Source organism: Terrabacter sp. GCM10028922 (genome assembly GCF_042666095.1).
Classification (GTDB): domain Bacteria; phylum Actinomycetota; class Actinomycetes; order Actinomycetales; family Dermatophilaceae; genus Terrabacter.
In genome coordinates, this window is record NZ_JBHTFG010000004.1 from 29,777 (window position 1) to 51,441 (window position 21,665).

Below are 21,665 nucleotides of genomic sequence, written 5' to 3' on the forward strand. Positions count from 1 at the left end.
GCATGAGCGAGACCCCCGGCACCGAGGCCGCTGCCGTCCCTGCCACGTCGAGTGCACCGTCGACCGACGTCATCCGCGTCGTCGTCGCCAAGCCGGGCCTCGACGGCCACGACCGTGGCGCAAAGGTCGTCGCCCGCGCACTGCGCGACGCCGGCATGGAGGTCATCTACACGGGGCTGCACCAGACACCCGAGCAGATCGTCGAGGCGGCCATCCAGGAGGATGCCGACGTCGTCGGGCTCTCCGTCCTCTCCGGTGCGCACCTGACCCTCTTCGCCCGCGTCGTCGAGCTGCTCGCCGAGCGCGACGCGAGCGACATCGTCGTCTTCGGCGGTGGCATCATCCCCGACGACGACATCCCGCAGCTCGAGAAGCTCGGGGTGGCCAAGGTCTTCACACCGGGCGCAACGACGATGGAGATCGTCGGCTGGGTGCGCGCCAACGTCCACCCGGCCTGACGCGTCCCTTGGAGCCCGCTGGCTCGAGCGAGCCGCGGCCGTATGCCTGTGGGACGTAGCGCCGTCAGGTGCGGTCGACGCGTCGGTTGAGGGAGAAGAGCCGGCCCAGCACGGGCATGAGCACGATGTTGAGGCCGTGCAGGACACCGATGATCAGCAGGATGCCGCCGATCCGGACGACCTCCCACTGGAGCTGCTGCGGAGTGACGAGGCCGGTCCCGACGTTCTGCCAGTCCGACGTGGGCGCGAAGTTCACCGTGAAGCAGATGTAGGCCGTGAAGATGAGGTAGTAGACGATGTCCGTCAGCACGATGTAGCTCTTGCCGGTCAACGGGTTGTCGTGGAAGACGTCTGCGGCGTAGGCGCGACCGAACCTCTTGATGAAGGGGCCGAGCCAGAGGGCGATGCCGACGAGGACGAGATTCGTCCCGAGCTCGAGGATCCACCAGGGCATGAGCAGTTCTCCGTTCGACTGGGGGGTCAGGGTGGTCACGAGGAGGGTCACGGCTGCCACGGCTGCGACCCACAGGGCCAGGACGCGACGCGTGCGGCGGCGGCGGACGCGGTCGTCGGCGACCGAGTTCAGGACCCGCGCGAAGAGGTCGCGCGACGGTGGTGGGGGTGTCGCGCCGAGGGGGCGCAGCGCCTTCTCGATGAGGTGCTCGATATCGCTCATGAGTCCTCCCGGAGCGCGACCGACAGGGAGCGCAGGCCGCGCTGCAGGTGTGTCTTGACGGAGTTGACCGACATCCCCAGTCCGTCGGCGATGTCCGCCGGCGACATGTCGTAGTAGTAGCGGAGGGTCAGGCAGTCGCGTTGGCGTCCCGGCAGTGCACGCAGGGCGTCGATGACCTCCTGGCGGATGCTGTGTCCCAGGGCCGCCTCCTCCGCCGAGGGGGCGTCGTCGGGCGGTGGCGGGCGGTGGTGCAGCGAGACCAGCCCGCGGCGGTTGTGGTCGCGAGCGAGGTTGATGACGATCGAGCGGAGGTAGGCGGCTCCACGGGCTGGATCACGCAGCCTTGCCATGCTCCGGCTCAACCGGATGAACGCCTCCTGCACGAGGTCCTCGGCCGCGGTCTTGTCCTCCACGTAGAAGCGGGCGAGGTGCAGCAGGGAGGGGGCCTCCGCGTTGAAGAGTGCGGCGGCCTGCGACTCGAAGTCGTCGGGGACCTGATCTCTCGTCGTCGAGACCCCTACCGTGAGTCCGTCCATCACTTCGACAGACGAGCGATGAATGCGTTTGGGTGACAAGCAGATTCAAGAATCTTTGTGTCGGATCCTTGTCGCCCCGAGCCCCCGTGACGAGCGTCTCCCAAGTGTAGGTTCACTCGACTTTGGAGGAGGCGAAAGCCATGGAACGCAAGGGACTTCGTGGGGGAACGGCAGTACTCGTCGGGGTGTCGGCCTCGGTCGCGCTGGCGGCAACAGCGGTCGCGGGGGCGGCCGTCCTGCGGTTCGCCGACGAGCTGCGGGACTACAGCACGGCCACGGCGGGCCCGTTCGACCACGCGTCGGCGCAGCTGCAGCTCGTGGACCGGACGTCGGGTACCACCGCGGTCCTGCACGTCCGCGGCGTCGATCCCTCCGTGGCGGGCACGACGTTCGGGGCGCACGTGCACAACGGGCCGTGCGGTACCGACGCCCCGGCGGCTGCGCTCGGGCACTACAACGCCGACGCGCACGCAGGCCACGACCTCGTCGTCGTGTCGGGTCGGACCGAGGTGTGGCTCGACTTCACCGTCGACTCGACCGGTGCAGGCGACTCGAGCGCCGCCGTGAGCTTCCCGGTCGAGCCCGGGGCGCGGTCCGTGGTCGTGCACGCGTCGCCCACCGACCCGGCCACGGGCGCGGCCGGTCCGCGACTGGCCTGCCTGCCGGTGGAATGGTGATGTACCGAGCCCTCGGCCGCGGGCTGCTCGTCGGGATCGCGTGGGGACTGCTGGCACGGGCCTTCATGCGGCTGCTCGCGACGAACCCGGAGTTCTCCTGGGCGGGCACGGCGTCGATCGTCGGGTTGAGTGCGGTGCTCTGGGGAGGGTGGTGGGTCACGGCGCAGGCCAGACGGGAGCGGCGGAGCGCGTGGTGGCGCCTGGTGGGGGTGCCGGGCCTCCTCCTCTTTGCGAGTCCGGGAATGATCCTCCTCCCGGGTGCGGTGGGCACAGCGTTGGCCATCAGGTTCTGGGGCTCGCAGAGCCTCCGGGCGCGCACGGTGGGTGTCGTCGCGCTCGTCGCGGGCCTGGCCGCCACGGTGCTGGGAGCCCGGCCCGGCCTGGAGGGAGCCGACGCGCCGCCGGCGGCCTGGGCCGGTCTCGGACTGCTGGTCGTCGCCACGGTCTGGCTCGGCTTCGGCCTCCACACGTGGTTGCGCCCGCGGCCGACGTCCCGGGCGACGACGCGGGGTGAGCCGCGTCGAACAGCGAGCTCGGCGGCATACGACCTCGGGTGAGCCGTGTGGGGAGCCAGGGTTTCGCCCGGACGGGCGTGTGATCTTCGTCCGGTCGGGTGGACCCGATGGGGTCGCCAGCGGTCGGAGCCACTAGAGTCCGGGGGACAGCCTGATTCGGTTGCGCTCCGGCGCAGGGCCCCCTTCGAGCGTGAGAGCGCGAGTGCGCGAGCCCGGGAACGCCGCAGCGGCGCAGTCGACGACGATTCGAATCGACGACGAGGACGGACCCCACCCGTGGATCTCTTCGAGTACCAAGCCCGCGACATGTTCGAGAAGCACGGGGTCCCCGTGCTGGCCGGTGCCACCGCCACAACCCCCGAGGAGGCCCGGGCAGCCGCCGAGCAGATCGGGCCGAAGTCGGGCGGCGTCACCGTCGTCAAGGCCCAGGTGAAGACCGGTGGCCGTGGCAAGGCCGGCGGCGTCAAGGTGGCCAAGAGCGCCGAGGAGGCCGAGCAGCTCGCCGGCCAGATCCTCGGCATGGACATCAAGGGCCACACGGTGGGCACCGTGATGATCGCCCAGGGCGCCCGCATCGCCGAGGAGTACTACTTTTCGATCCTGCTCGACCGCACCAACCGCAGCTACCTCGCCATGTGCTCCGTCGAGGGTGGCATGGACATCGAGCAGCTCGCCGAGGAGCGCCCCGAGGCGCTCGCCAAGGTCGCGGTCGACCCGAACGTCGGCATCGACGAGGCCAAGGCCCAGGAGATCGTCGCCGCAGCCGGCTTCGACGCCGACACCGCCGCCAAGGTCGCCCCCGTCCTCCAGACCCTGTGGGCCGTCTACCGCGACGAGGACGCCACGCTCGTCGAGGTCAACCCGCTCGTCAAGACCGAGGACGGCGACATCATCGCCCTCGACGGCAAGGTGACCCTCGACGGCAACGCCGACTTCCGCCACCCCGACCACGAGGCGCTCGAGGACAAGGGCGCGGCCGACCCGCTCGAGGCCGCCGCCAAGGAGAAGGACCTCAACTACGTCAAGCTCGACGGCTCCGTCGGCATCATCGGCAACGGTGCCGGCCTCGTCATGAGCACGCTCGACGTCGTCGCGTACGCCGGCGAGGAGTTCGGTGGCCAGAAGCCGGCCAACTTCCTCGACATCGGTGGCGGCGCCAGCGCCGAGGTCATGGCCAACGGCCTGCACATCATCCTGTCCGACCCGCAGGTCAAGAGCGTCTTCGTCAACGTCTTCGGCGGCATCACGGCGTGCGACGCCGTCGCGAACGGCATCGTCGGCGCCCTCGACGCCCTCGGCGACGAGGAGGACCGCCCGCTCGTGGTCCGCCTCGACGGCAACAACGTCGAGGAGGGACGTCGCATCCTGCAGGAGCGCAACCACCCGCTCGTGACGATCGAGCCGACGATGGACGGCGCCGCGCGCCGCGCCGCCGAGCTCGCCGCCGCCAACTGACACCCGAGTCCAGAGAGAGAACGACGAACCATGGCAATCTTCCTCAACGCTGACTCGAAGGTCATCGTCCAGGGCATGACCGGCTCCGAGGGCATGAAGCACACGCAGCGCATGCTCAAGTCCGGCACCGACATCGTCGGCGGCGTCAACCCGCGCAAGGCCGGCACCACCGTCGACTTCGAGGGCGGCGTCGCCGTCCCGGTCTACGGCACGGTCAAGGAGGCCATCGAGGCCACCGGCGCCAACGTGTCGGTGATCTTCGTCCCGGCCCAGTTCACCAAGGCCGCCGCCGTCGAGGCGATCGACGCCGAGATCCCGCTCGCCGTCGTCATCACCGAGGGCGTCGCCGTCAAGGACACCGCCGAGTTCTACAACTACGCGAAGTCGACGGGCACCACCCGCATCGTCGGCCCGAACTGCCCCGGCCTCATCACGCCGGGCGTCTCGAACGCCGGCATCATCCCGGCCGACATCTCGGGCACGGGCCGCATCGGCCTCGTCTCGAAGTCGGGCACCCTCACCTACCAGATGATGTACGAGCTGCGCGACTTCGGCTTCAGCTCGGCCGTCGGGATCGGTGGCGACCCGGTCATCGGCACGACGCACATCGACTGCCTCGAGGCGTTCCAGAACGACCCCGACACCGACGCGATCGTCATGATCGGCGAGATCGGCGGCGACGCCGAGGAGCGTGCGGCGGCCTACATCAAGGAGCACGTGACGAAGCCGGTCGTCGGCTACGTCGCCGGCTTCACCGCTCCGGAGGGCAAGACGATGGGCCACGCCGGCGCCATCGTGTCGGGCTCCTCGGGCACCGCGCAGGCGAAGAAGGAGGCCCTCGAGGCCGCCGGTGTCAAGGTCGGCAAGACGCCGTCCGAGACCGCTCAGCTCATGCGCGACATCATGCAGGGCCTCGCGAAGTAGCCTGAGCGACAAGCGTTCCCGAGCGGGCGGCCACCTTCCGGTGACCGCCCGCTCGCATGTTTGCAACCCCAGGGCGTATGCCGCCGGACTGCGTCCCGGAGACGACGTGACGGCATACGCCCGGGTCGGTCAACAGGCCATGAGGCCGATGACGTAGCCGCGGGCCCGCAGCTTCGGGATGAGCAGGTCGACGGCGGCCACGGTCTGCGACCGGTCACCGCCTCCGTCGTGCAGCAGGATCCGGGAGCCCGGGGCCACGTTGGCCAGCACCCGGTTGACGATGGTCCACGTGCCGGGCCGCGACCAGTCCCGGGGGTCGACGGTCCAGAGGATCTGCCGCTGGCCCCGGTCGGCGATGATCGTCGCGATGCGGCTGTTCGTCGCACCGTAGGGCGGTCGCACACACCGTGGCCGGTAGCCGAGCGCGTACTCCATCCGGCCCAGCTGCGAGGTGACCGCGGTGTTCGACAGCAGAGTGAGGTCCGGATGGCTCCACGTGTGGTTTCCGATGAGGTTGCCGTAGGTGCGCAGGCTGCGCGTGACCGACGGATAGCTCGCCACGTTCTGGCCGATCTCGAAGAACACCGCCCGGACGCCGTACTTGCGCAGCACGGCCAGCATCTTGGGCGTCCAGGTCGGGTGCGGACCGTCGTCGAACGTGAGGTAGACCGTTCCCGCCGACGTCGTCGTGGTCGTCAGTGACACCCGCACCTCGGGCGGTCCCACCGACCCGGTTTCCCCCGGTGATGGCGTGGCTCCTACGAGACCGACGCCGACGGCCGTCAGAAGGACGGCAAGCAGACTGGTTCCCTTCATGGCTGATCCCCCATCGACCCCCTCGCCCCGGGCGGGCGCCCGGGGTGTATCCCCACTCACAGTGTCTCTCCGCCCCACCACGCGAGCGCGGGCTTTCACGTCACGGATGAGCGGCGTTCACGTCACGAAGAAGAAGACCGGGGACGCCCGGCGTGGGTGCTCGCCCCGCGCCGGAGTCCTTGTGACCATGGACGCGACAGACCGAGCGCAGGAGTGAGACCACTGGCCCCGCCGAGCACGCCCACGACGTCGACGACATCGTCGGCCACCGCCACGACGAGTGCGGCATCGGCGATGCCCGCAGCCCTCCGCGCCGGGCTGCTCGCCGCCGTCGGCACGTGGACGGTCGTCGTGCTGCCCGCGCTCGTCGGCTGGCTCGCGGCGCCGGAGACCTCGGTCGGCTGGTTCTCGGCGGTGTCGGTCGCCAGCGCCGTCTGGTTCCTCGGGCACGGCCAGTCGGTCGGCGCCGGGGGAGTCGCGATCTCCCTGACGCCGTTGCTGCTCCTGCTCGTCTTCGTCCTCGTCGCCTACCGGTGGGCGCGGCGTCTCGCCGCCACCGAACGTCTCCGCGTCGGGGCCGCCGACTGGAGCCGGGTCGCGCAGTGGGGTGTCGTGCCCGGCTTCGTCACGGGCTACGGCCTCGCGTCGGCGGCCTTCGCGCTCTTCACGCTCGGCGGGCCGGCCACCCCGGGCGTGGCTGCGGTGCTCGGCTCGTTGCTCGTGCCGCTCGCTGCTCTGGGCTTCGTCATGGTCCGCCCCGACGACGAGACGGCTCCCGCGTTCGTACGCTCGTGGTTCCGTCGCGGACCGACGTGGCTGCCGTCCGTGTGGCGCGTCGGCTGGCGTGGTGCGGGACTGCTGCTCGGTGTCGGGATCGTCGTCGTGGCGCTGCGGCTGGTCCTGTCGTGGTCGGCAGTGGCCGACGTCCAGGACCAGTACGGCGCCAACGTCGGTGCCCTGGTCATCATCGGTCTCGGTCAGCTCGCGCTGCTCGGCAACGCCGCCACGTGGGCCCTGTCGTTCCTCGCCGGCCCCGGTTTCCAGATCGCACTCGGCTCGACGATCGCACCTGCCGCCGCGCAGCCCGGGCTGCTTCCGCTCGTGCCGGTGCTCGGCGCGCTGCCCCAGGCCACCGACTACCCCGCGACCCTGTATGCCGTCGTGCTCCTTCCCGTCGCGGCCGGAGTGTGGCTCGGGCACCGGGTCGACGCGGAGCTCGAGTTCTTCGGCAACGTCCGCTCCCGCGTCTCGGCCACGGCCGTCGCGGCCCTCATCGCGGTCGCCGTCGTCGTCGGGCTCACCGCCCTGGGCAACGGCGCGGTCGGGGTCGACCGGCTCTCGGCCGTCGGGCCGCACCTGGGCCCGTTCGCCGCGGCGCTCGCGGCCGAGGTGGTCGGCGGCGCACTGCTCTGGGCCGGGGCGGTGCTCCTCGCCGAGCGGGTCCGCGAGCGACGGGCGCCGCAGCCCGAGCCGGACGCCGACGGCGCCTAGCGCTCGGGCGCGTGGGCCCTCAGCGGACGATGAGCCCCAGCATGCTCGACTCCTTGAGCTTCTCGCAGTCGGCCTGGGCGAGGTTCGTCTGCGCGCCGGCGAGGCACTCCTCGTAGGCGCTGACCGTGCCGTAGAAGGCGACCTGCAACACCAGGGTCGACAGCAGCATCCCGACGATCACGAGGGTGAAGACCGGCCAGATCTTCTCCCGGCCGGAGCGCATCGACAGGAACCGGAGCAGCCGGATGGTCAGCACGATCGCGACGATGAGCGGCAGGAAGGCGACGAAGCGCTTCGGCAGCGGCAGGTACATCGCGACGAGGCCGAGCAGCACGAGCAGCGCGACGGGCAGGGTGCGCTTGGCCTTCTCGCGCGCGAACGCGATCTCCTGCTCCTGCTGGGGCTCGGTCATGCCCTCCATCCTCGCCCATGTCGAGGGCCCGGACCCCACCGGGCCGTGAGCGCGCCGGCCGCTACCCTGTGCGCGTGACGACCGACGCCGCCGCCAGACCGCAACCTGTCGACGTCGTCGTCCTCGTGTCCGGATCGGGCACGCTCCTGCAGGCCCTGCTCGACGCGGCCGCCGACCCCGCGTACGGCGTGCGGATCGCCGCGGTCGGCGCCGACCGGCAGTGCGTCGGCCTCGAGCGTGCCGAGCGGGCCGGCATCCCGACGTTCGTCGCGCGCCCGAAGGACTTCGCCGACCGGGACGAGTGGGACCTCGCGCTTGCCGAGCAGGTGGCAGCGGCAGGGCCCCGGTTCGTCGTCACGGCCGGCTTCATGCGGATCCTCGGGCCGGCCACCCTCGGCGCGCAGCCCGTCGTCAACACCCACCCGGCCCTGCTGCCCAGCTTTCCCGGCGCGCACGGCGTTCGCGACGCCCTCGCCTACGGCGTCAAGGTGACCGGCACGACGTGCCACGTCGTCGACGCCGGCGTCGACACGGGCCCGATCATCGAGCAGCGGGTCGTCGCCGTCGAGGACGACGACACCGAGGAGAGCCTGCACGAGCGGATCAAGGTCCAGGAGCGCGACCTGCTCGTCGACGTCGTGCGCCGCCTCGCGCGCGAGGGCTTCTCGGTCGACGGGCGACGAGTTCGGATCGGCGGCGTCTGACGCTACGCTGGTCGCCACACGACTGGCGCAGGTGGGCCACCACCGGGGAGTGACGTCGGGAGCATCGAACGCCTGGGTGCCTCGCGAGAACGGATGCCGTCGGGTCCCACCGACCCGGCGCACGCCGCGACCGACGTCACCGAACCAGGAGTGCACATGACCGCCGCCACCGGCACCGACGGCCGCCGCCCCATCAAGCGGGCGCTCGTCTCCGTCTACGACAAGTCCGGCCTCGACGAGCTGGCCCGCGCCCTCGACGCCGCCGGCGTCTCCATCGTCTCGACCGGGTCCACCGCGAAGACCATCGCCGCCGCGGGTGTCCCCGTGACACAGGTCGAGGAGCTGACCGGCTTCCCCGAGTGCCTCGACGGCCGGGTGAAGACGCTGCACCCGAAGGTGCACGCCGGCATCCTCGCGGACACCCGCAACCCCGACCACGTGCAGCAGCTGGCCGACCTCGGTGTGGAGGCGTTCGACCTCGTCGTCGTCAACCTCTACCCGTTCCGCGAGACCGTGGCCTCGGGTGCGAGCGAGGACGAGTGCGTCGAGCAGATCGACATCGGCGGGCCCTCCATGGTCCGGGCCTCCGCCAAGAACCACGCGAGCGTCGCGATCGTGACGAGCCCGGCGGCATACGGCCACGTCGTCGAGGCGCTCGGTGTCGGCGGCTTCACGCTCGAGCAGCGCCGCCGGCTCGCGGCCGAGGCGTTCGTGCACACGGCGAGCTACGACAACGCGGTCGCGAACTGGATGGGCAACGTCGTCGCCGACACGACGGACGGCACCGGCTTCCCCGCGTGGACCGGCGCGACCTTCGACCGGGCGGCCGTACTGCGCTACGGCGAGAACCCGCACCAGAGCGCGGCGCTCTACCGCCACTGGCGTCCGGGCGTGGCCAGCGCCGAGCAGCTGCACGGCAAGGAGATGTCGTACAACAACTACGTCGACACCGACGCCGCCGTTCGGGCCGCGCACGACCACGGCGACCAGCCCACCGTCGCGATCATCAAGCACGCCAACCCCTGCGGCATCGCCGTCGGCGACTCCATCGAGCAGGCCTACGAGCGCGCCCACGCGACCGACCCGGTGAGCGCGTACGGCGGCATCATCGCCGCCAACCGCACCGTCACGGCTGCCATGGCGGCGGCCGCGAAGCCGGTCTTCACCGAGGTCATCATCGCGCCCGACTTCGAGCCCGAGGCCCTCGAGATCCTCACCGCGAAGAAGAACCTCCGCGTGCTGCGTCTTCCGGCGGGCATGGCCCAGGCGGCAGACCCGATCGAGACCCGGCCCGTCAGCGGGGGCCTGCTCGTGCAGTCGGTCGACAAGGTCGCGGCCGTCGTGCGCGGCGAGGGTGGTGACGTCACCGGGGGCGACGACGCCGCGAGCTGGCGTCTCGTCGCCGGTGAGGCCGCCGACGACACGACGCTCGCCGACCTGCAGTTCGCGTGGCGGGCGATCCGCGCCGTCAAGTCGAACGCGATCCTGCTCGCCAAGGACGGTGCGGCCGTGGGAGTCGGCATGGGCCAGGTCAACCGGGTCGACTCCTGCTACCTCGCGGTGCGGCGTGCCGGCGAGGACCGCGCTCGCGGCTCGGTTGCGGCGTCCGACGCCTTCTTCCCCTTCGCAGACGGGCTCCAGATCCTCCTCGATGCCGGCGTGCGCGCCGTCGTGGCCCCGGGAGGGTCGATCCGCGACGAGGAGATCATCGAGGCGGCCCGCGCGGCCGGCGTGACGATGTACTTCACGGGGACGCGGCACTTCGCCCACTGACCCGGCTCGGCCGACGGCCGCGACCCCGCTCGGGTCGTGGCCGTCGCCGTCCGTGCCAGTGCCGTATGCCGTGTGCCCGCGGAGGCCGACCGCGTGGCGGTGGCGCGGGCGGGGGTGACAGGCTGACGCCCATGACCGACATCCGTGCCGCAGCCTCAAGGGCCGGCCGCTTCCGTGGTACCGACCGGACCTGGCTCGTGGCCGTCGCAGCCTCCTTCTGGGGGCTCTCCGCGCTGTGGCGTGGGCCGCTCGCGAAGGAGTACCCCGCACTCGCCATCGTCTTCTGGGAGCACCTCGTCCTCGTCGTGCTCGTCAGCCCATGGATCGTCCCGGCCGTCCGGCGGCTGATGGCCTCGAGCACCCGCACCAAGGCCAGCGTGCTCGTCATCGGTGCGGGCTCGTCCGCCCTCGCCACGACCCTGTTCACGGCCGCCTTCCGGATGGGCGACCCCATCACGCCGCAGGTGCTGCAGAAGCTCCAGCCGGTCATCGCCGTCGCGTTGGCCGCCCTCCTGCTCGGTGAGCGGCTGCACGCGCGCTACGCACTCTTCGCCGTCCCTGCCCTCCTCGGCGCCTGGCTGCTGGCCTTTGCCGACCCGCTCGGCGTCAGCGTCTCGAGCGCCACGGCCGCGGCGCTCGCCGTCGGCGCCGCCACGCTGTGGGCGGCCGGCACGGTGCTGGGACGGGCGGCCAGCGCCGAGCTGCGCTTCTCGGACCTCACCGCACTGCGGTTCGCCGTCGGCCTCCTCACCCTGCTCGGGCTGAGTCTCGTCACGTCCACGCCTCTCGCGGTCGGGTTCGATGCCGCGCCGAACATCCTGCTGCTCGCGCTGTTCCCCGGCCTGCTCGCCCTGCTGCTCTACTACAAGGCCCTGGGTCGCACTCCGGCCTCACGCGCGACACTGGCCGAGCTGGCGTTCCCGCTGACGGCCGCGCTCGTGGGAGTGGTGGCACTGGACGCCACTCTCGCCGGTTCGCAGTGGCTCGGCTTTGCCGTCGTCCTCGTGTCGGTCGTGGGGCTGGCCGTGCACGAGCAGTGGTCGAACCGTCCTTCGGTCCCGGTTCCCGACCGAGCCGACGAGGCACTCACGCCAGCCGACCGCTGACCGCTGACCGCTGACCGCTGAGGCGAGCCCGGTCAGCGCGCCTGCCTCGCTCTGCGGAGTCCGCGACGGCTGACCACGATGATCGTCGTCGCGGCGGCGAGGACGCCGACCAGCATGCCGGCAGCGTGCACGAACGCCACTGGGACGAGGGACACGGCCACGAGCCACACGGCTGTCGCGGGGAGCGCGACGGCGAGGGCGACCTTCTCGCGCAGGGGCCACAGCCGTGACGCCGCCACGAGCAGCGCGACGGCGGGCCACACCGGGAACGCGACAATGAAGAAGAAGATGAGCTCCGACGGGTGCAGGGCCGCGGCCGCGTCAACGACACCGGCAAGCGGGAGGAGCGCCAGGGGGACCAGCCAGCCCAGCGACAGGACCATGACGAGGATCGGCAGCCAGGGTCGCTCGGTGACGCGTGGCGTGCCAGGGCCGATGCCGCTCCTGCCGGTACCGCCGACATGGGCCTCGTCCGCGATCTGCTCCGGGCTGCCGAGCTCCGTGATGGCCTGTCGCACGCGTGCGTCGTCGGCGTCCGCGGCGGCGGTGCTGCGGAGGTGTTCACGCACGCCCGCCAGCACCTCGCTGCGCGTCGCGCTGTCGGCGCCTTGGAGCAGGTGCTCGAGGCGATCGAGGTAGGCATCGACGAGCGGATGGGTCTGGTTCACGGTCGTCTCCTCTTGGGTGCGTCGACGGCGGCGTCGACGGCGTCGCGGAAGGGTGCCCACGTGCGGCGGAAGGCGTCGAGCGTCTCGCGTCCTGTCGGGGTGATCGCGTAGTAGCGACGAGGTGGGCCCTCGGTCGACTCCTCCCACGTCGTCTCGACGAACCCTGCCGTGCGCAGCCGCGACAGCAGGGGGTAGAGCGTGCCCTCACCGGTCAGGAGGATGCCCTCGCGGGTGAGGCGGCGCGCGATGTCCAGGCCGTAGGCGGGCTCCTCGGCGACCATCGCGAGCACGCAGTACTCGACGGCCCCGCGACGCAGGTGCGTCAGGATGCGTTCGTCGCCCGGTACCATGCGTCACAAGATAGTGCGGTTCGGTCCTTGGCGCCAGGGGACAGACAGCGCGCGGTCCGCCGACACGTCGAGAGGCCAGTCGCGTGACGGAACTGGCCTCTCGACGGGGGTGGGGCAGCGGATGGTGGCCACTCGACGGGGGTGGGGCAGCGGATGGTGGCCACTCGACGGGTCAGCGGGTCCAGCGGTAGCCGGTGGGCTCGCCCTCGCCCAGGTCGACGATCGCTGCGACCGGGCCGCCACCATCAGGCCCCTGGTGAGCGGCCGACACCGAGACGAAGACCGCGGGGTCGCCCGTGACCGAGGCCGTGACACCGCCGACGCACGACTTGATCTGGCGGTGCCAGTGCACGTCCGAGTCGTCGAGCATCGCGTTGCGGCGGCCGTGCACCTGGCCGTCCTGGCTGACCTCGCACTTGAGGAAGACGTTGACGAGCCGGCCCTGCAGGTCGCTCGGGTGAGCGCGCTCGGGCAGGCCCAGGCCGGCGTCCTTGATCGCCTCCCAGATGCCGTCGGCATCGAGCGCGTCCTGCATGACCGAGTGGCCGATGCGGTAGCGGCCGCCGACTCCGCGGGCGTTGCCGACGACGACGACCTGCGCCTGGTCGAGCTCGACACCGGAGCTGCACGAGGCCACGGACGAGTAGAGCGACCGGTTGTGCATGACGTCGGCGTCGGTCGGCATCTCGATCTCACCGAGCGCGACGGCGATGCCGAGTCCGGTCGTCCCGTTCGACAGGTCCATCGACTCGTGCGTGTGCTCGGTCCAGACCTGCTGGCCTCGCGACTTCGCGTCGCGGATCGTGTGGATCGTCAGGAGCGGCGTCTTGGTCTGCACGTAGTGCACGTCGGCCGGGTCGGTGATGCCGGCGCGTTCCATCGCGACCTTCACGGCGTCGGCGACCTTCTGCACCATCGCGACGTAGCCGATCTCCTCCGGCTTGATCGGCTCGCTCATCGCGAACCCGACCGTGAGCCGCAGGTCGTCCGAGGGCTCGGCCTTCTCGGCCGGCACCGTCGCGAAGATCGTCGCGTGCGGGCTGATGACGCCGTCGGTCCCGCCGGACCACACGATCGGGACCTGCTTGACCTGCTCGGCCGGCGCGCCCTTCTCGACGAGGACCTCGCGGAAGGCGCGGTCGGCGATGATCCGCGTGTAGTCGTTCACGCCGCCGTTGCCCTCGGTCTTGCCGATGATGGCGATGACCCGACTTGCCTCCATGACGCCGTCGTCGATGAGCTTCGCCAGCTCTGAGGCGTCGGCGACCGAGTGGATGGGGACCTTGCGCACCTCAATGGCTTCGGGCACGTGAATCACCTTTCTCTTTCAGGGGTTTCGATGACGGTGCCGACGTGGCCGTCAACGGCGGTGGCCAGCTGGTCGAGGGACGTGATGATCGAGCGGCGGCCGCCCGAGCGGACGAACCGCATCGCGGCCTCGACCTTCGGGCCCATCGAGCCCGACGCGAAGTGGCCGTCGGCGGCATACGCCTCCATCTCGGCGAGCGTGACCCTGCCGATGTCGTGGGCGTCGGGGGTGCCCCACCCGGCGACGGCGTGTGCGACGTCGGTCGCGATGACGAGGACGTCGGCGGCGACCGCGCGGGCGAGCAGCGCGGCCGTGAGGTCCTTGTCGATGACGGCCTCGACGCCGTGGACGCCGCCGCCGTGGCTGCGCACGACGGGGATTCCCCCGCCACCGGCCGCGACGACGACGTATCCGGCGGCGAGGAGGACGAGCAGCGTGCGGGTCTCCAGGACCTCCACCGGCTCGGGCGAGGCGACGACACGGCGCCAGCCCTTCTCGCCACGGTCCTCCCAGCGTTCGCCGTGGTCGATGAGGGCCTGGGCCTGCTCGCGGGGCAGGTAGCGTCCGATCGGTTTCGTCGGGTGGGTGAAGCCCGGGTCGTCGGCGGCGACGAGCGTGCGCGTGATGAGAGCGGCCACGGGCCGCTCGGCGTCGCGCGCGGAGAGGGCTGCCTCGAGGGTGTCGACCAGGGTGAAGCCGATGGTGCCCTGCGTCTGCGCCCCGCACCAGTCGAGCGGGACCGGGGGCACGACGTGCGCAGCGAGCTCGTTCTTGACGAGCAGGTTGCCGACCTGGGGGCCGTTGCCGTGGGTGACGACGACCTCGTGGCCGGCGGCGACGAGGTCGGCGAGGTGGCCGCTCGCGACCGTGATCGCCTCGCGCTGCGCCTTTGGCGTGGCGCTGCCGTCGGGCCCCGTCATGGCGTTGCCGCCCAGCGCCACGAGCACCCTCACGGCGTGTCCTCGGTCGTCATGGCGTGAGCCTAGGGAGAGCCGCCGGGCGGGCGCGTTGTCACCTCCTGCCCAATGCAGACCCGCACCTTGGCAGATGTATGCCGTCCCGCGGCCGAACCGAGGCGTCGTGACTCGCGTCCGGGTGGCGGGTACGGGGAGATAATGACAAGGGCGCGGTTCGCAGCGTCCCGGGAACGAGCCGAGAGAGGTGGGGGCACGTGGGTGTCGGAATCCTGCTCGCCGTCGTGGGGGCCATCCTGACCTTCGCGGTGCGGGCCAACACGTCGGTCGTCAGCCTGCCGACCGTCGGCATCATCCTCATGGTCGCCGGGGGCCTGCTCATCTGGCAGGGGCGCAAGGGCAACCAGCGCCGGCGCGTCATCACGCGCGAGGAGCGCCCCCACGGGGCGACGAGCCCGACCAACACGGTGCGGCAGACGATCGAGGAGCGCGACATCGACCGTCCCTGAGCGGGACTCCCGGGTTCGGCGAGCCGCCCGGACCTAGCTGCCCGAGGCCCGGAGCACGTCCGACCACGTCCGTGGGGAGCGGCCGAGCAGACGCCTGAGGGTCGTTGCGTCGCCGACGAGCCCGTGGTGGTCATAGGCGGCGAACATCGCAAGCAGGTCGCTGCGCGCCTGTGCCGACAGGCTCGCGCCGCGGCCGGTGACCCAGGACTCCGGCGAGATCCGCTCGGCGGACACCGGGACACCGAGAACGTCGACCGCAATGGCCGCCTGGTCGCGCACGGTGAGCATCTCGGGCCCGGCCAGCTCGAGCGTCAGGCCCTCGTGACCGGGGCGGGTGAGGACCAGGGCGGCCGCAGCGGCGACGTCGCCCAGGTCGACGTTGGTGAACGGCGCGTCGAGGGAGTACGGGACCGCGAGGCGTCCCGACCGCGCTGCGTCGAGAAGGTTCTGGTGGTATGCCGCCGGGCGCAGCACCGTGGCACCCGGCAGCAGGGAGCGGACGACGTGCTCGGCCTCGGCCTTGCGGACGTGGTGCGGCATCGACGCGTCGTCGGGGTGGAGCACCGAGTGGAACGCGAAGCGCTGCACACCCGCGCGGGCCGCCGCCGACCCGACGCGCTCCGCGATGCCGACCTCGTCCGGGTGGACGTTGGGGGCCAGGTGGTAGACGCCGTCGACGCCCTCGAGGGCCTCGTCGAGACCTGCACCGGACTCGAGGTCAACGACCGAGATCGACCGGGCCCCAGCGGCATACGCCCTGGGGCCGCTGTCGGGCGAGCGCACCGCAGCCCGCACCTCGGCGCCCGCCGCGGTGAGCGCGCGTGCCACGGCTCGGCCGGTCTTGCCGGCGGCGCCGATCACGAGAACGGTCCTCATGCGGATCAGACCCAGTCGACATCGGCCGCCGACCGGCCCGCGGCGAGTGTCGCGTACCCGGGCCCACGGTCGAAGAAGGGCTGGGCGTCGGCGCGCTCGGCGCGCTGCTGCTCGCGCAGGGCGTCCGAGGCGGCGGTGTCGAGGACAGGTGCGTCCTTGGTGCCGGATGCCACGACGCCGTAGTCGCGGCGGGCCCCCTCGAGGGAGACCTTGCCCCACCGCAGGTCGCGCTCCACCTCCTCGTAGGGGCGGTCCAGGGGGTCGCCCCAGCCGCCACCACCGGTCGTGCGGATGCGGATGACCTGGCCCGCCTTGACGACCTCGGCGTCGGCCAGGGCGTCGACCGTGCGCTCGTCGGGTCCACCGACGTCGACGGTCACCTGGAACGGTCGACCGGCCTTGCCGCCCTTGACTCCCCAGCACGCGAGGATCGACCGGTCGGCGATCGACATGAAGTGGGCGTCCTTGAGCATCCGGATGTGCTTCTCGTAGCCGAGGCCGCCGCGGTGACGACCCGCACCGCCGGAGTCGACCGCGAGTCCGAGGCGCTCGACGATGAAGGGGAAACGGCTCTCAGTGAACTCCGTCGGCAGGTTGCGGCTGTCGGGCACGACGTGGATCGTGTCCTCCCCGTCGGCGTAGTAACGGCCCCCGGACCCGCCCCCGAGGACCTCGCGCATGAGGTAGTCGTTGCCGTCTCGGTCCTTGCCGTAGACGCCGGTGTAGCGGATCGTCTCCTGGTCGGCGGGCATCTTGCCGTCGACCGCCTTGGCGACGACCCCGGCGAGCACCCCGAGCAGGCGCAGGATGACGAACGTGCGGGCGTTCGTCGGCGCGGGGTAGATGGGCGTCAGGAGGGTGCCCTTCTCGGGAAACCTCATCTCGATGAGCGGCACGATGCCCTCGTTGACGTCGAGCTCGGCCATCCGCTCGGGGGTGTCGGCGAGGTTGCGCAGGATCGGTGCGAGCCACTTCTTGAGGAAGTTGCCGCCGACGTAGTCGCCGCAGTGGTTGATCGGGCCCTTGGCCTGGGGTGCGGTGCCGGTGAAGTCGATGACGAGCTTGGGACCGCCGTCCGGGTACTGCTCAGAGCGCCCGGGCCCGCCGGTCGACTGCTTCGTCAGCGTGATCCGCTGGGTGTGCAGCTTCGGCTCGTCGACGCCGTCGTGCTCGGCGTAGTCCTCCCAGACGTACGTGCCGTCGGGGATCTTGCTGAGGATCTCGCGGCGGTACGTCTCGGTCGTCCGGTCGAGGATCGCGTCGAAGGTGGCCTCGATCGTGTCGCGACCGTAGCGCTCGAAGAGCTCCGAGAGCCGGCGCGCGCCCATGAGGCAGGCCGAGCACTCGGCATCGAGGTCAGCGGCCAGGCTGTCGGGCATCCGGCTGTTGCGCGTCATGATCCGCAGCGCAGCCTGGTTGGGAACTCCCTTGTCCCACAGCTTGATCGGTGGGACCGAGAGCCCCTCCTCGAAGACCGTTCGCGCGTTGCTCGGCATCGAGCCCGGCACCGCCCCACCGATGTCGTCGTGGTGGCCGAACGCCTGGACGAAGGCGACGACCTCACCGCCGGAGAAGACCGGCACCGTGACGCAGAGGTCGGGCAGGTGGCCGATGCCACCCTCGGACTCGTAGACGTCGTTGTGGAAGAAGACGTCGCCCTCGCTCATCTCGGCGAGCGGGAAGTCGCGGACGATCGGGTGCACGAGCGCGCTGTAGGAGCGCCCCGTCAGCTTGCGCAGCTGCCGGTCGTGGATGCCGGCACGGAAGTCGTGCGCGTCGCGGATCATCGGCGACCGCGAGGTGCGGGCGATGGCCGTCTCGACCTCCATCTCGACGCTCGCCAGGGTGCCCTCGACGATCTCCACGTGGATCGGGTCGACGGTCGTGCCCTCCGGCGTCAGCCGGTTGCCGTGCTCGTAGGCCGTGGGGAGCCCTGCGGGGTTGGCGGGCGGTTCCTCCGAGCCGGCGCCGGGGTGGGCGCTGTGACCGACTTCGGCTGCGGGTGAACCGGCGGCGTGCGATCCCGTGGCCGCGCCGACCGCGGCGAGCCGGGTGTGCGCGGTCTGGCAGGAGAAGCACATGTCAGGCCTCCTTGGTGATGACGAGGTTGCCGAAGGGGTCGACGCGGACGACGAAGCCCGGGTGTACCGGGACCGTCGAGCCGAACTCCTCGACGATCGCCGGTCCGTGGATCGTGTCGCCGGCGAGCAGGTCGGGTCGCCACCAGACGTCGGTGTCGACATACCCCGTGTCGGCGTCGAAGCAGACGGGGCGGTTGCTGCGGTGCGCGCGCTCACGCACGTCGGACGTGCCGTCGCCCGGTGCGAGCTCTCGGAGCTCGGGACGGGTGATCGGGCCGACTCCGGTGACACGCAGGTTGACCCACTCGACCTGCTGCGTCGGGTCTGACCTGAAGTCGTAGCCGTACAGCGCGCGGTGCTCGTCGTGGAAGCGTGAGGCCACGCCGGCGGCATACGCGTCGTCGACGTCACCGTCGGGGGCCGCGACCCGGACCTCGTACGCCTGGCCGAAGTAGCGCAGGTCGACGGTGCGGGAGTAGCGGTGAGCCTCGCGTGGGAAGCCCTCAGCATCAAGGGCTTTCGCCGCCCGGTCGGTGAGGTCGTCGAACGTCTTCTGGACGGCGGCGTGGTCGAGCGAGTGGTGCCGGGCGACGGACGTCTGGACGTAGTCGTTCTTGACGTCGACGGTGAGCAGGCCGAAGGCGGAGACGTTGCCGGGGTTCTGTGGCACGACGACGCCGGCGAGGCCGAGGATGTCGACGAGCCGGCAGGCGAGCAGCGAGCCGGAACCGCCGAAGGTGGTCAGCATGAAGTCGCGCACGTCGAGACCGCGCTTGACCGAGACCTGGCGCAGGGCGTTCGCCTGGTTCCACGCCGAGATCTCGAGGATGCCGGTGGCGCACCGCTCGAGGTCGAGCCCGAGCCGGCCGGCGAGGCCGGTGAGACCCGAGCGGGCAGCATCGACGTCGAGGGGGATCTCTCCGCCGAGCAGGTGTGGGGGGATGCGGCCGAGCGTGACGTGCGCGTCGGTGATCGTCGGCTCGCTGCCGCCCTTGGCGTAGCAGAGCGGCCCGGGGTCCGCGCCGGCGGACTGCGGGCCCACCTTGAGCGAGCCCTCGGGCGACACCCAGGCGATCGACCCGCCACCCGCACCGACCGTCACGACGTCGATCATCGGGATCTTGCTCGGGTACGCGCCGACCGTGCCCTCGGTCGTCAGGGTCGGCTCGCCCGCGAGGACGACCGAGACGTCGGTGGACGTCCCACCGCCGTCGCACGTGAGCACCTTGTCGAAGCCGGCGCGGCTCGCGATGAGACCGGCGCCGAGCGCGCCTGCCGCCGGCCCGGACAGCACCGTCGTGATCGGCTGGTGCACGACCTCGTCGGCCGACAGCACGCCGCCGTTGGACTTCATGATGTAGAAGGGCAGCTTCTCGCTGCTGCCGACGAACTCGTCGAGCCGCTGGTGGATGTTCGCGACGTAGCGCGACACGTTGGGCTTGACCGCGGCGTCGACGAGCGTCGTCATCGAGCGCTCGTACTCCCGGTACTCCCGCAGGACCTCGGAGCTGATCGAGACGACGGCCTCGGGGTGCTCCCGCCGCAGCACCTCGCGCATCGCCAGCTCGTGACTGTCGTCGGCGTACGAGTGGAGCAGGCAGACCCCGATCGTCGTGATCCCGCGGTCGCGGAACCAGCGGGCCACCTCCACGGCCCCGGCCTCGTCGAACGGCCGGATCTCGTTGCCCTCGAAGTCGAGGCGTCCGCCGACCGTCTTGACGTGGTCGGCGGGGACGATGCGCGGCGGCTTCACCCAGAAGTAGGAGTTGCCGTAGCCGTCGGGTACGGCCTGGCGGGCGATCTCGAGGATGAACTCGTAGCCCTCGGTCGTGATGAAGCCGAGCGCCTCGACCTTGCCCTCGAGCAGCTTGTTCGTCGCCACCGTCGTGCCGTGCGAGACGGCCGTGATGTCGTCGCCGCTCGCCCCCATGAGGTCGAGGACCTTGCGCACGCCCGTGAGGAAGCCGTCGGCCGGGTTGCTCGGCGTCGAGGGCGTCTTCGTCGTGACGAGCTCGCCCGAGTCCTCGTCGAGGGCGACGACGTCGGTGAACGTCCCGCCGGTGTCGATGCCGATGCGGATGCGCCGGGCAGTGGTGGTGGGACTCATGGCGGGCATGCGCGCTCCTGGGACGTCGGGTCGGCTCGTTCGCACCACCGATTCAAGCGGTGACGCCGGTGCTCATTCGTTGGCACAACCTGCCAACGGATGCCACGGTCCGGGTCAACCCTCGCCAGACGGCGGCCGTACCCCGTCGTCACGGTTTCGCACCCGCCGGGCGCAGGGCAGGTCTACCGTGGACAGTGGCGTGCGGGGCGCGCCGTCCGGGGGAGGGTCTGCAGGCAGGGAGCGCGCCACGACGGGCCCGCGGGGGTGCGGTGTGGTTCACGCGCGCGGTCATCCGTGAAGAAGGAGCCCGTCATGAGTCCACGTCGTCCCCGGCCGCGATCCCGCGCGCAGCGTGCGCTTGCCGTCCTCGCCGCCCCCGCCCTCGTCGTCGCGCTGTCCGGCGCCTCGGCGGTGTTTCCCCATGTCATCGACCTCCCGGTGGACTTCGCCCCCGAGGGGGTGGCGGTGGTGGACCACACCTTCTACGCCGGCTCGCTCGTCGACGGCGACATCTACCGCGGCGACCTGCGCGACCGCTCCGTCGAGAAGTTCGTCGACGTCGAGCAGCGGCAGGCCGGCGGGCTGAAGGCGGACGTGCGCCACGGCCTGCTCTTCGTCGCGGGCGGGTTCAACGGCACGGCCTACGTCTACGACCTCGCCACGGGCGACGACGTGGCTCAGTTCTCCCTCGGCACACCCGGCGCCTCCCTCGTCAACGACGTCGTCGTCACCCGGGACGCGGCCTGGTTCACCGAGACGTTCGCACCGCGGCTTTACCGGGTTCCCATCCACGAGGACGGTTCGCTCGGCGCCCCGGTGACGCTCGACGTGACCGGCCCGGCGACAGGCCCGGCCGGCTTCGGCCTGAACGGCATCGACGCGACCCCCGACGGGCGCACGCTCATCGTCAACCACACCGAGCGTGGGGCGCTCTACACGGTCGACCCCACTTCGGGCGAGAGCGCGCAGATCGTGCTGACGTCGGGATCCCTCGCGCCGGGCACGCCCGACGGCATCCTGCTCGCCGGGCACGACCTGTGGGTCGTCGAGAACTTCGCCAACCGGGTCTCGCGGGTGAGCCTGTCACCGGACTGGACGTCGGGGGCCGTGACGCAGGTCGTCACCGACCCGGCCTTCCAGGTCCCCACGACGATCGCGAAGTCGGGGAACCGGTATGCCGTGGTCAACGGCAAGTTCGACCTCGGGTTCCCGAAGCCCATCGGTCCCGGAGCGCCTCCCGGCACGCCGTTCGAGCTCGTGCAGTTCGTTCCCTGACCGCCTGAGCGCCCCGTCAGCCTAGCCCGCCCG

The 21,665-nt window shown here is 71.3% G+C and carries 22 protein-coding genes; 11 read left to right on the forward strand and 11 right to left on the reverse strand.

What is annotated here, in order from left to right; genetic code table 11:
- Positions 1–2: 2 nt before the first annotated feature.
- The gene (locus ACFQU3_RS03750) at positions 3–458 is read left to right on the forward strand and encodes a cobalamin B12-binding domain-containing protein (protein ID WP_385906694.1); all 456 of its coding nucleotides are present in this window, start codon (positions 3–5) and stop codon (positions 456–458) included.
- 64 nt (positions 459–522) lie between these two features.
- Here the strand turns inward: ACFQU3_RS03750 and ACFQU3_RS03755 are convergent, their stop codons facing one another.
- Together ACFQU3_RS03755 and ACFQU3_RS03760 are read right to left on the reverse strand one after the other, a co-directional pair.
- Complete coding sequence (locus tag ACFQU3_RS03755) at positions 523–1,134, reverse strand: hypothetical protein (protein ID WP_385906697.1); 612 nt, start codon at positions 1,132–1,134, stop codon at positions 523–525.
- Positions 1,131–1,670 carry an RNA polymerase sigma factor gene (locus ACFQU3_RS03760; protein WP_385906700.1) on the reverse strand — a complete coding sequence of 180 codons (540 nt, stop codon included), beginning with the start codon at positions 1,668–1,670 and terminating at the stop codon, positions 1,131–1,133. Before ACFQU3_RS03760 ends, ACFQU3_RS03755 begins: the two co-directional genes overlap by 4 nt.
- Before the next feature lie 140 nt (positions 1,671–1,810).
- Here ACFQU3_RS03760 and ACFQU3_RS03765 point away from each other — a divergent pair, with 140 nt between their 5' ends.
- From ACFQU3_RS03765 to sucD, 4 genes are all read left to right on the forward strand, one after another.
- Positions 1,811–2,347, forward strand: coding sequence for a hypothetical protein (locus ACFQU3_RS03765; RefSeq protein WP_385906703.1), 537 nt, complete (start codon positions 1,811–1,813; stop codon positions 2,345–2,347).
- Positions 2,347–2,904, forward strand: coding sequence for a hypothetical protein (locus tag ACFQU3_RS03770; RefSeq protein ID WP_385906706.1), 558 nt, complete (start codon positions 2,347–2,349; stop codon positions 2,902–2,904). The genes ACFQU3_RS03765 and ACFQU3_RS03770 overlap by 1 nt, the downstream gene beginning before the upstream one ends.
- Positions 2,905–3,138: 234 nt before the next feature.
- Entirely contained in the window at positions 3,139–4,317 is a 1,179-nt protein-coding gene (gene sucC / locus ACFQU3_RS03775) for an ADP-forming succinate--CoA ligase subunit beta (RefSeq protein WP_385906709.1), read from the forward strand.
- A gap of 30 nt (positions 4,318–4,347) precedes the next feature.
- A complete protein-coding gene (gene sucD, locus ACFQU3_RS03780; protein ID WP_385906712.1) occupies positions 4,348–5,241 on the forward strand; it encodes a succinate--CoA ligase subunit alpha in 894 nt (297 codons plus the stop codon).
- 129 nt (positions 5,242–5,370) lie between these two features.
- Here the strand turns inward: sucD and ACFQU3_RS03785 are convergent, their stop codons facing one another.
- Positions 5,371–6,057 carry a polysaccharide deacetylase family protein gene (locus ACFQU3_RS03785; RefSeq protein ID WP_385906715.1) on the reverse strand — a complete coding sequence of 229 codons (687 nt, stop codon included), beginning with the start codon at positions 6,055–6,057 and terminating at the stop codon, positions 5,371–5,373.
- Positions 6,058–6,270: 213 nt separating this feature from the next.
- Here ACFQU3_RS03785 and ACFQU3_RS03790 point away from each other — a divergent pair, with 213 nt between their 5' ends.
- Positions 6,271–7,548 (forward strand): DUF6350 family protein, encoded by a 1,278-nt coding sequence (locus ACFQU3_RS03790; RefSeq protein ID WP_385906718.1) that lies wholly within the window; start codon positions 6,271–6,273, stop codon positions 7,546–7,548.
- Between the two features lie 19 nt (positions 7,549–7,567).
- Here ACFQU3_RS03790 and ACFQU3_RS03795 read toward each other — a convergent pair whose 3' ends face one another.
- A complete protein-coding gene (locus ACFQU3_RS03795; protein WP_385906721.1) occupies positions 7,568–7,960 on the reverse strand; it encodes a hypothetical protein in 393 nt (130 codons plus the stop codon).
- Positions 7,961–8,034: 74 nt separating this feature from the next.
- Between ACFQU3_RS03795 and purN the strand changes: the two genes are divergently transcribed.
- From purN to ACFQU3_RS03810, 3 genes are all read left to right on the forward strand, one after another.
- The gene (purN, locus tag ACFQU3_RS03800) at positions 8,035–8,664 is read left to right on the forward strand and encodes a phosphoribosylglycinamide formyltransferase (protein WP_385906724.1); all 630 of its coding nucleotides are present in this window, start codon (positions 8,035–8,037) and stop codon (positions 8,662–8,664) included.
- 156 nt (positions 8,665–8,820) lie between these two features.
- Positions 8,821–10,437 (forward strand): bifunctional phosphoribosylaminoimidazolecarboxamide formyltransferase/IMP cyclohydrolase, encoded by a 1,617-nt coding sequence (purH, locus tag ACFQU3_RS03805; RefSeq protein ID WP_385906727.1) that lies wholly within the window; start codon positions 8,821–8,823, stop codon positions 10,435–10,437.
- Positions 10,438–10,568: 131 nt separating this feature from the next.
- On the forward strand, positions 10,569–11,543 hold the full coding sequence (locus ACFQU3_RS03810; RefSeq protein ID WP_385906730.1) for a DMT family transporter: 975 nt from the start codon (positions 10,569–10,571) through the stop codon (positions 11,541–11,543).
- 32 nt (positions 11,544–11,575) lie between these two features.
- On the opposite strand, the gene ACFQU3_RS03815 is transcribed toward ACFQU3_RS03810, so the two are convergent.
- The 4 genes from ACFQU3_RS03815 to ACFQU3_RS03830 form a co-directional block, all read right to left on the reverse strand.
- On the reverse strand, positions 11,576–12,211 hold the full coding sequence (locus ACFQU3_RS03815; protein WP_385906733.1) for a hypothetical protein: 636 nt from the start codon (positions 12,209–12,211) through the stop codon (positions 11,576–11,578).
- Entirely contained in the window at positions 12,208–12,561 is a 354-nt protein-coding gene (locus ACFQU3_RS03820) for a PadR family transcriptional regulator (RefSeq protein ID WP_385906736.1), read from the reverse strand. The genes ACFQU3_RS03815 and ACFQU3_RS03820 overlap by 4 nt, the downstream gene beginning before the upstream one ends.
- A 172-nt stretch (positions 12,562–12,733) precedes the next feature.
- Complete coding sequence (locus ACFQU3_RS03825) at positions 12,734–13,870, reverse strand: ring-opening amidohydrolase (protein ID WP_385906739.1); 1,137 nt, start codon at positions 13,868–13,870, stop codon at positions 12,734–12,736.
- Between the two features lie 5 nt (positions 13,871–13,875).
- A complete protein-coding gene (locus tag ACFQU3_RS03830; protein WP_385906742.1) occupies positions 13,876–14,823 on the reverse strand; it encodes a carbamate kinase in 948 nt (315 codons plus the stop codon).
- 218 nt (positions 14,824–15,041) lie between these two features.
- On the opposite strand from ACFQU3_RS03830, the gene ACFQU3_RS03835 reads away from it, so the two are divergent.
- On the forward strand, positions 15,042–15,293 hold the full coding sequence (locus ACFQU3_RS03835) for a hypothetical protein (protein ID WP_385906745.1): 252 nt from the start codon (positions 15,042–15,044) through the stop codon (positions 15,291–15,293).
- A 33-nt stretch (positions 15,294–15,326) separates the two neighbouring features.
- On the opposite strand, the gene ACFQU3_RS03840 is transcribed toward ACFQU3_RS03835, so the two are convergent.
- From ACFQU3_RS03840 to ACFQU3_RS03850, 3 genes are read right to left on the reverse strand one after another with little or no spacing between them, the layout of a single operon-like run.
- A complete protein-coding gene (locus ACFQU3_RS03840) occupies positions 15,327–16,169 on the reverse strand; it encodes an NmrA family NAD(P)-binding protein (RefSeq protein WP_385906748.1) in 843 nt (280 codons plus the stop codon).
- A gap of 5 nt (positions 16,170–16,174) precedes the next feature.
- A complete protein-coding gene (locus ACFQU3_RS03845; protein WP_385906751.1) occupies positions 16,175–18,250 on the reverse strand; it encodes a hydantoinase B/oxoprolinase family protein in 2,076 nt (691 codons plus the stop codon).
- A gap of 1 nt (position 18,251) precedes the next feature.
- Positions 18,252–20,366 carry a hydantoinase/oxoprolinase family protein gene (locus tag ACFQU3_RS03850; RefSeq protein ID WP_385906753.1) on the reverse strand — a complete coding sequence of 705 codons (2,115 nt, stop codon included), beginning with the start codon at positions 20,364–20,366 and terminating at the stop codon, positions 18,252–18,254.
- 303 nt (positions 20,367–20,669) lie between these two features.
- Here ACFQU3_RS03850 and ACFQU3_RS03855 point away from each other — a divergent pair, with 303 nt between their 5' ends.
- The gene (locus ACFQU3_RS03855) at positions 20,670–21,632 is read left to right on the forward strand and encodes an SMP-30/gluconolactonase/LRE family protein (protein ID WP_385906756.1); all 963 of its coding nucleotides are present in this window, start codon (positions 20,670–20,672) and stop codon (positions 21,630–21,632) included.
- Positions 21,633–21,665 lie beyond the last annotated feature (33 nt).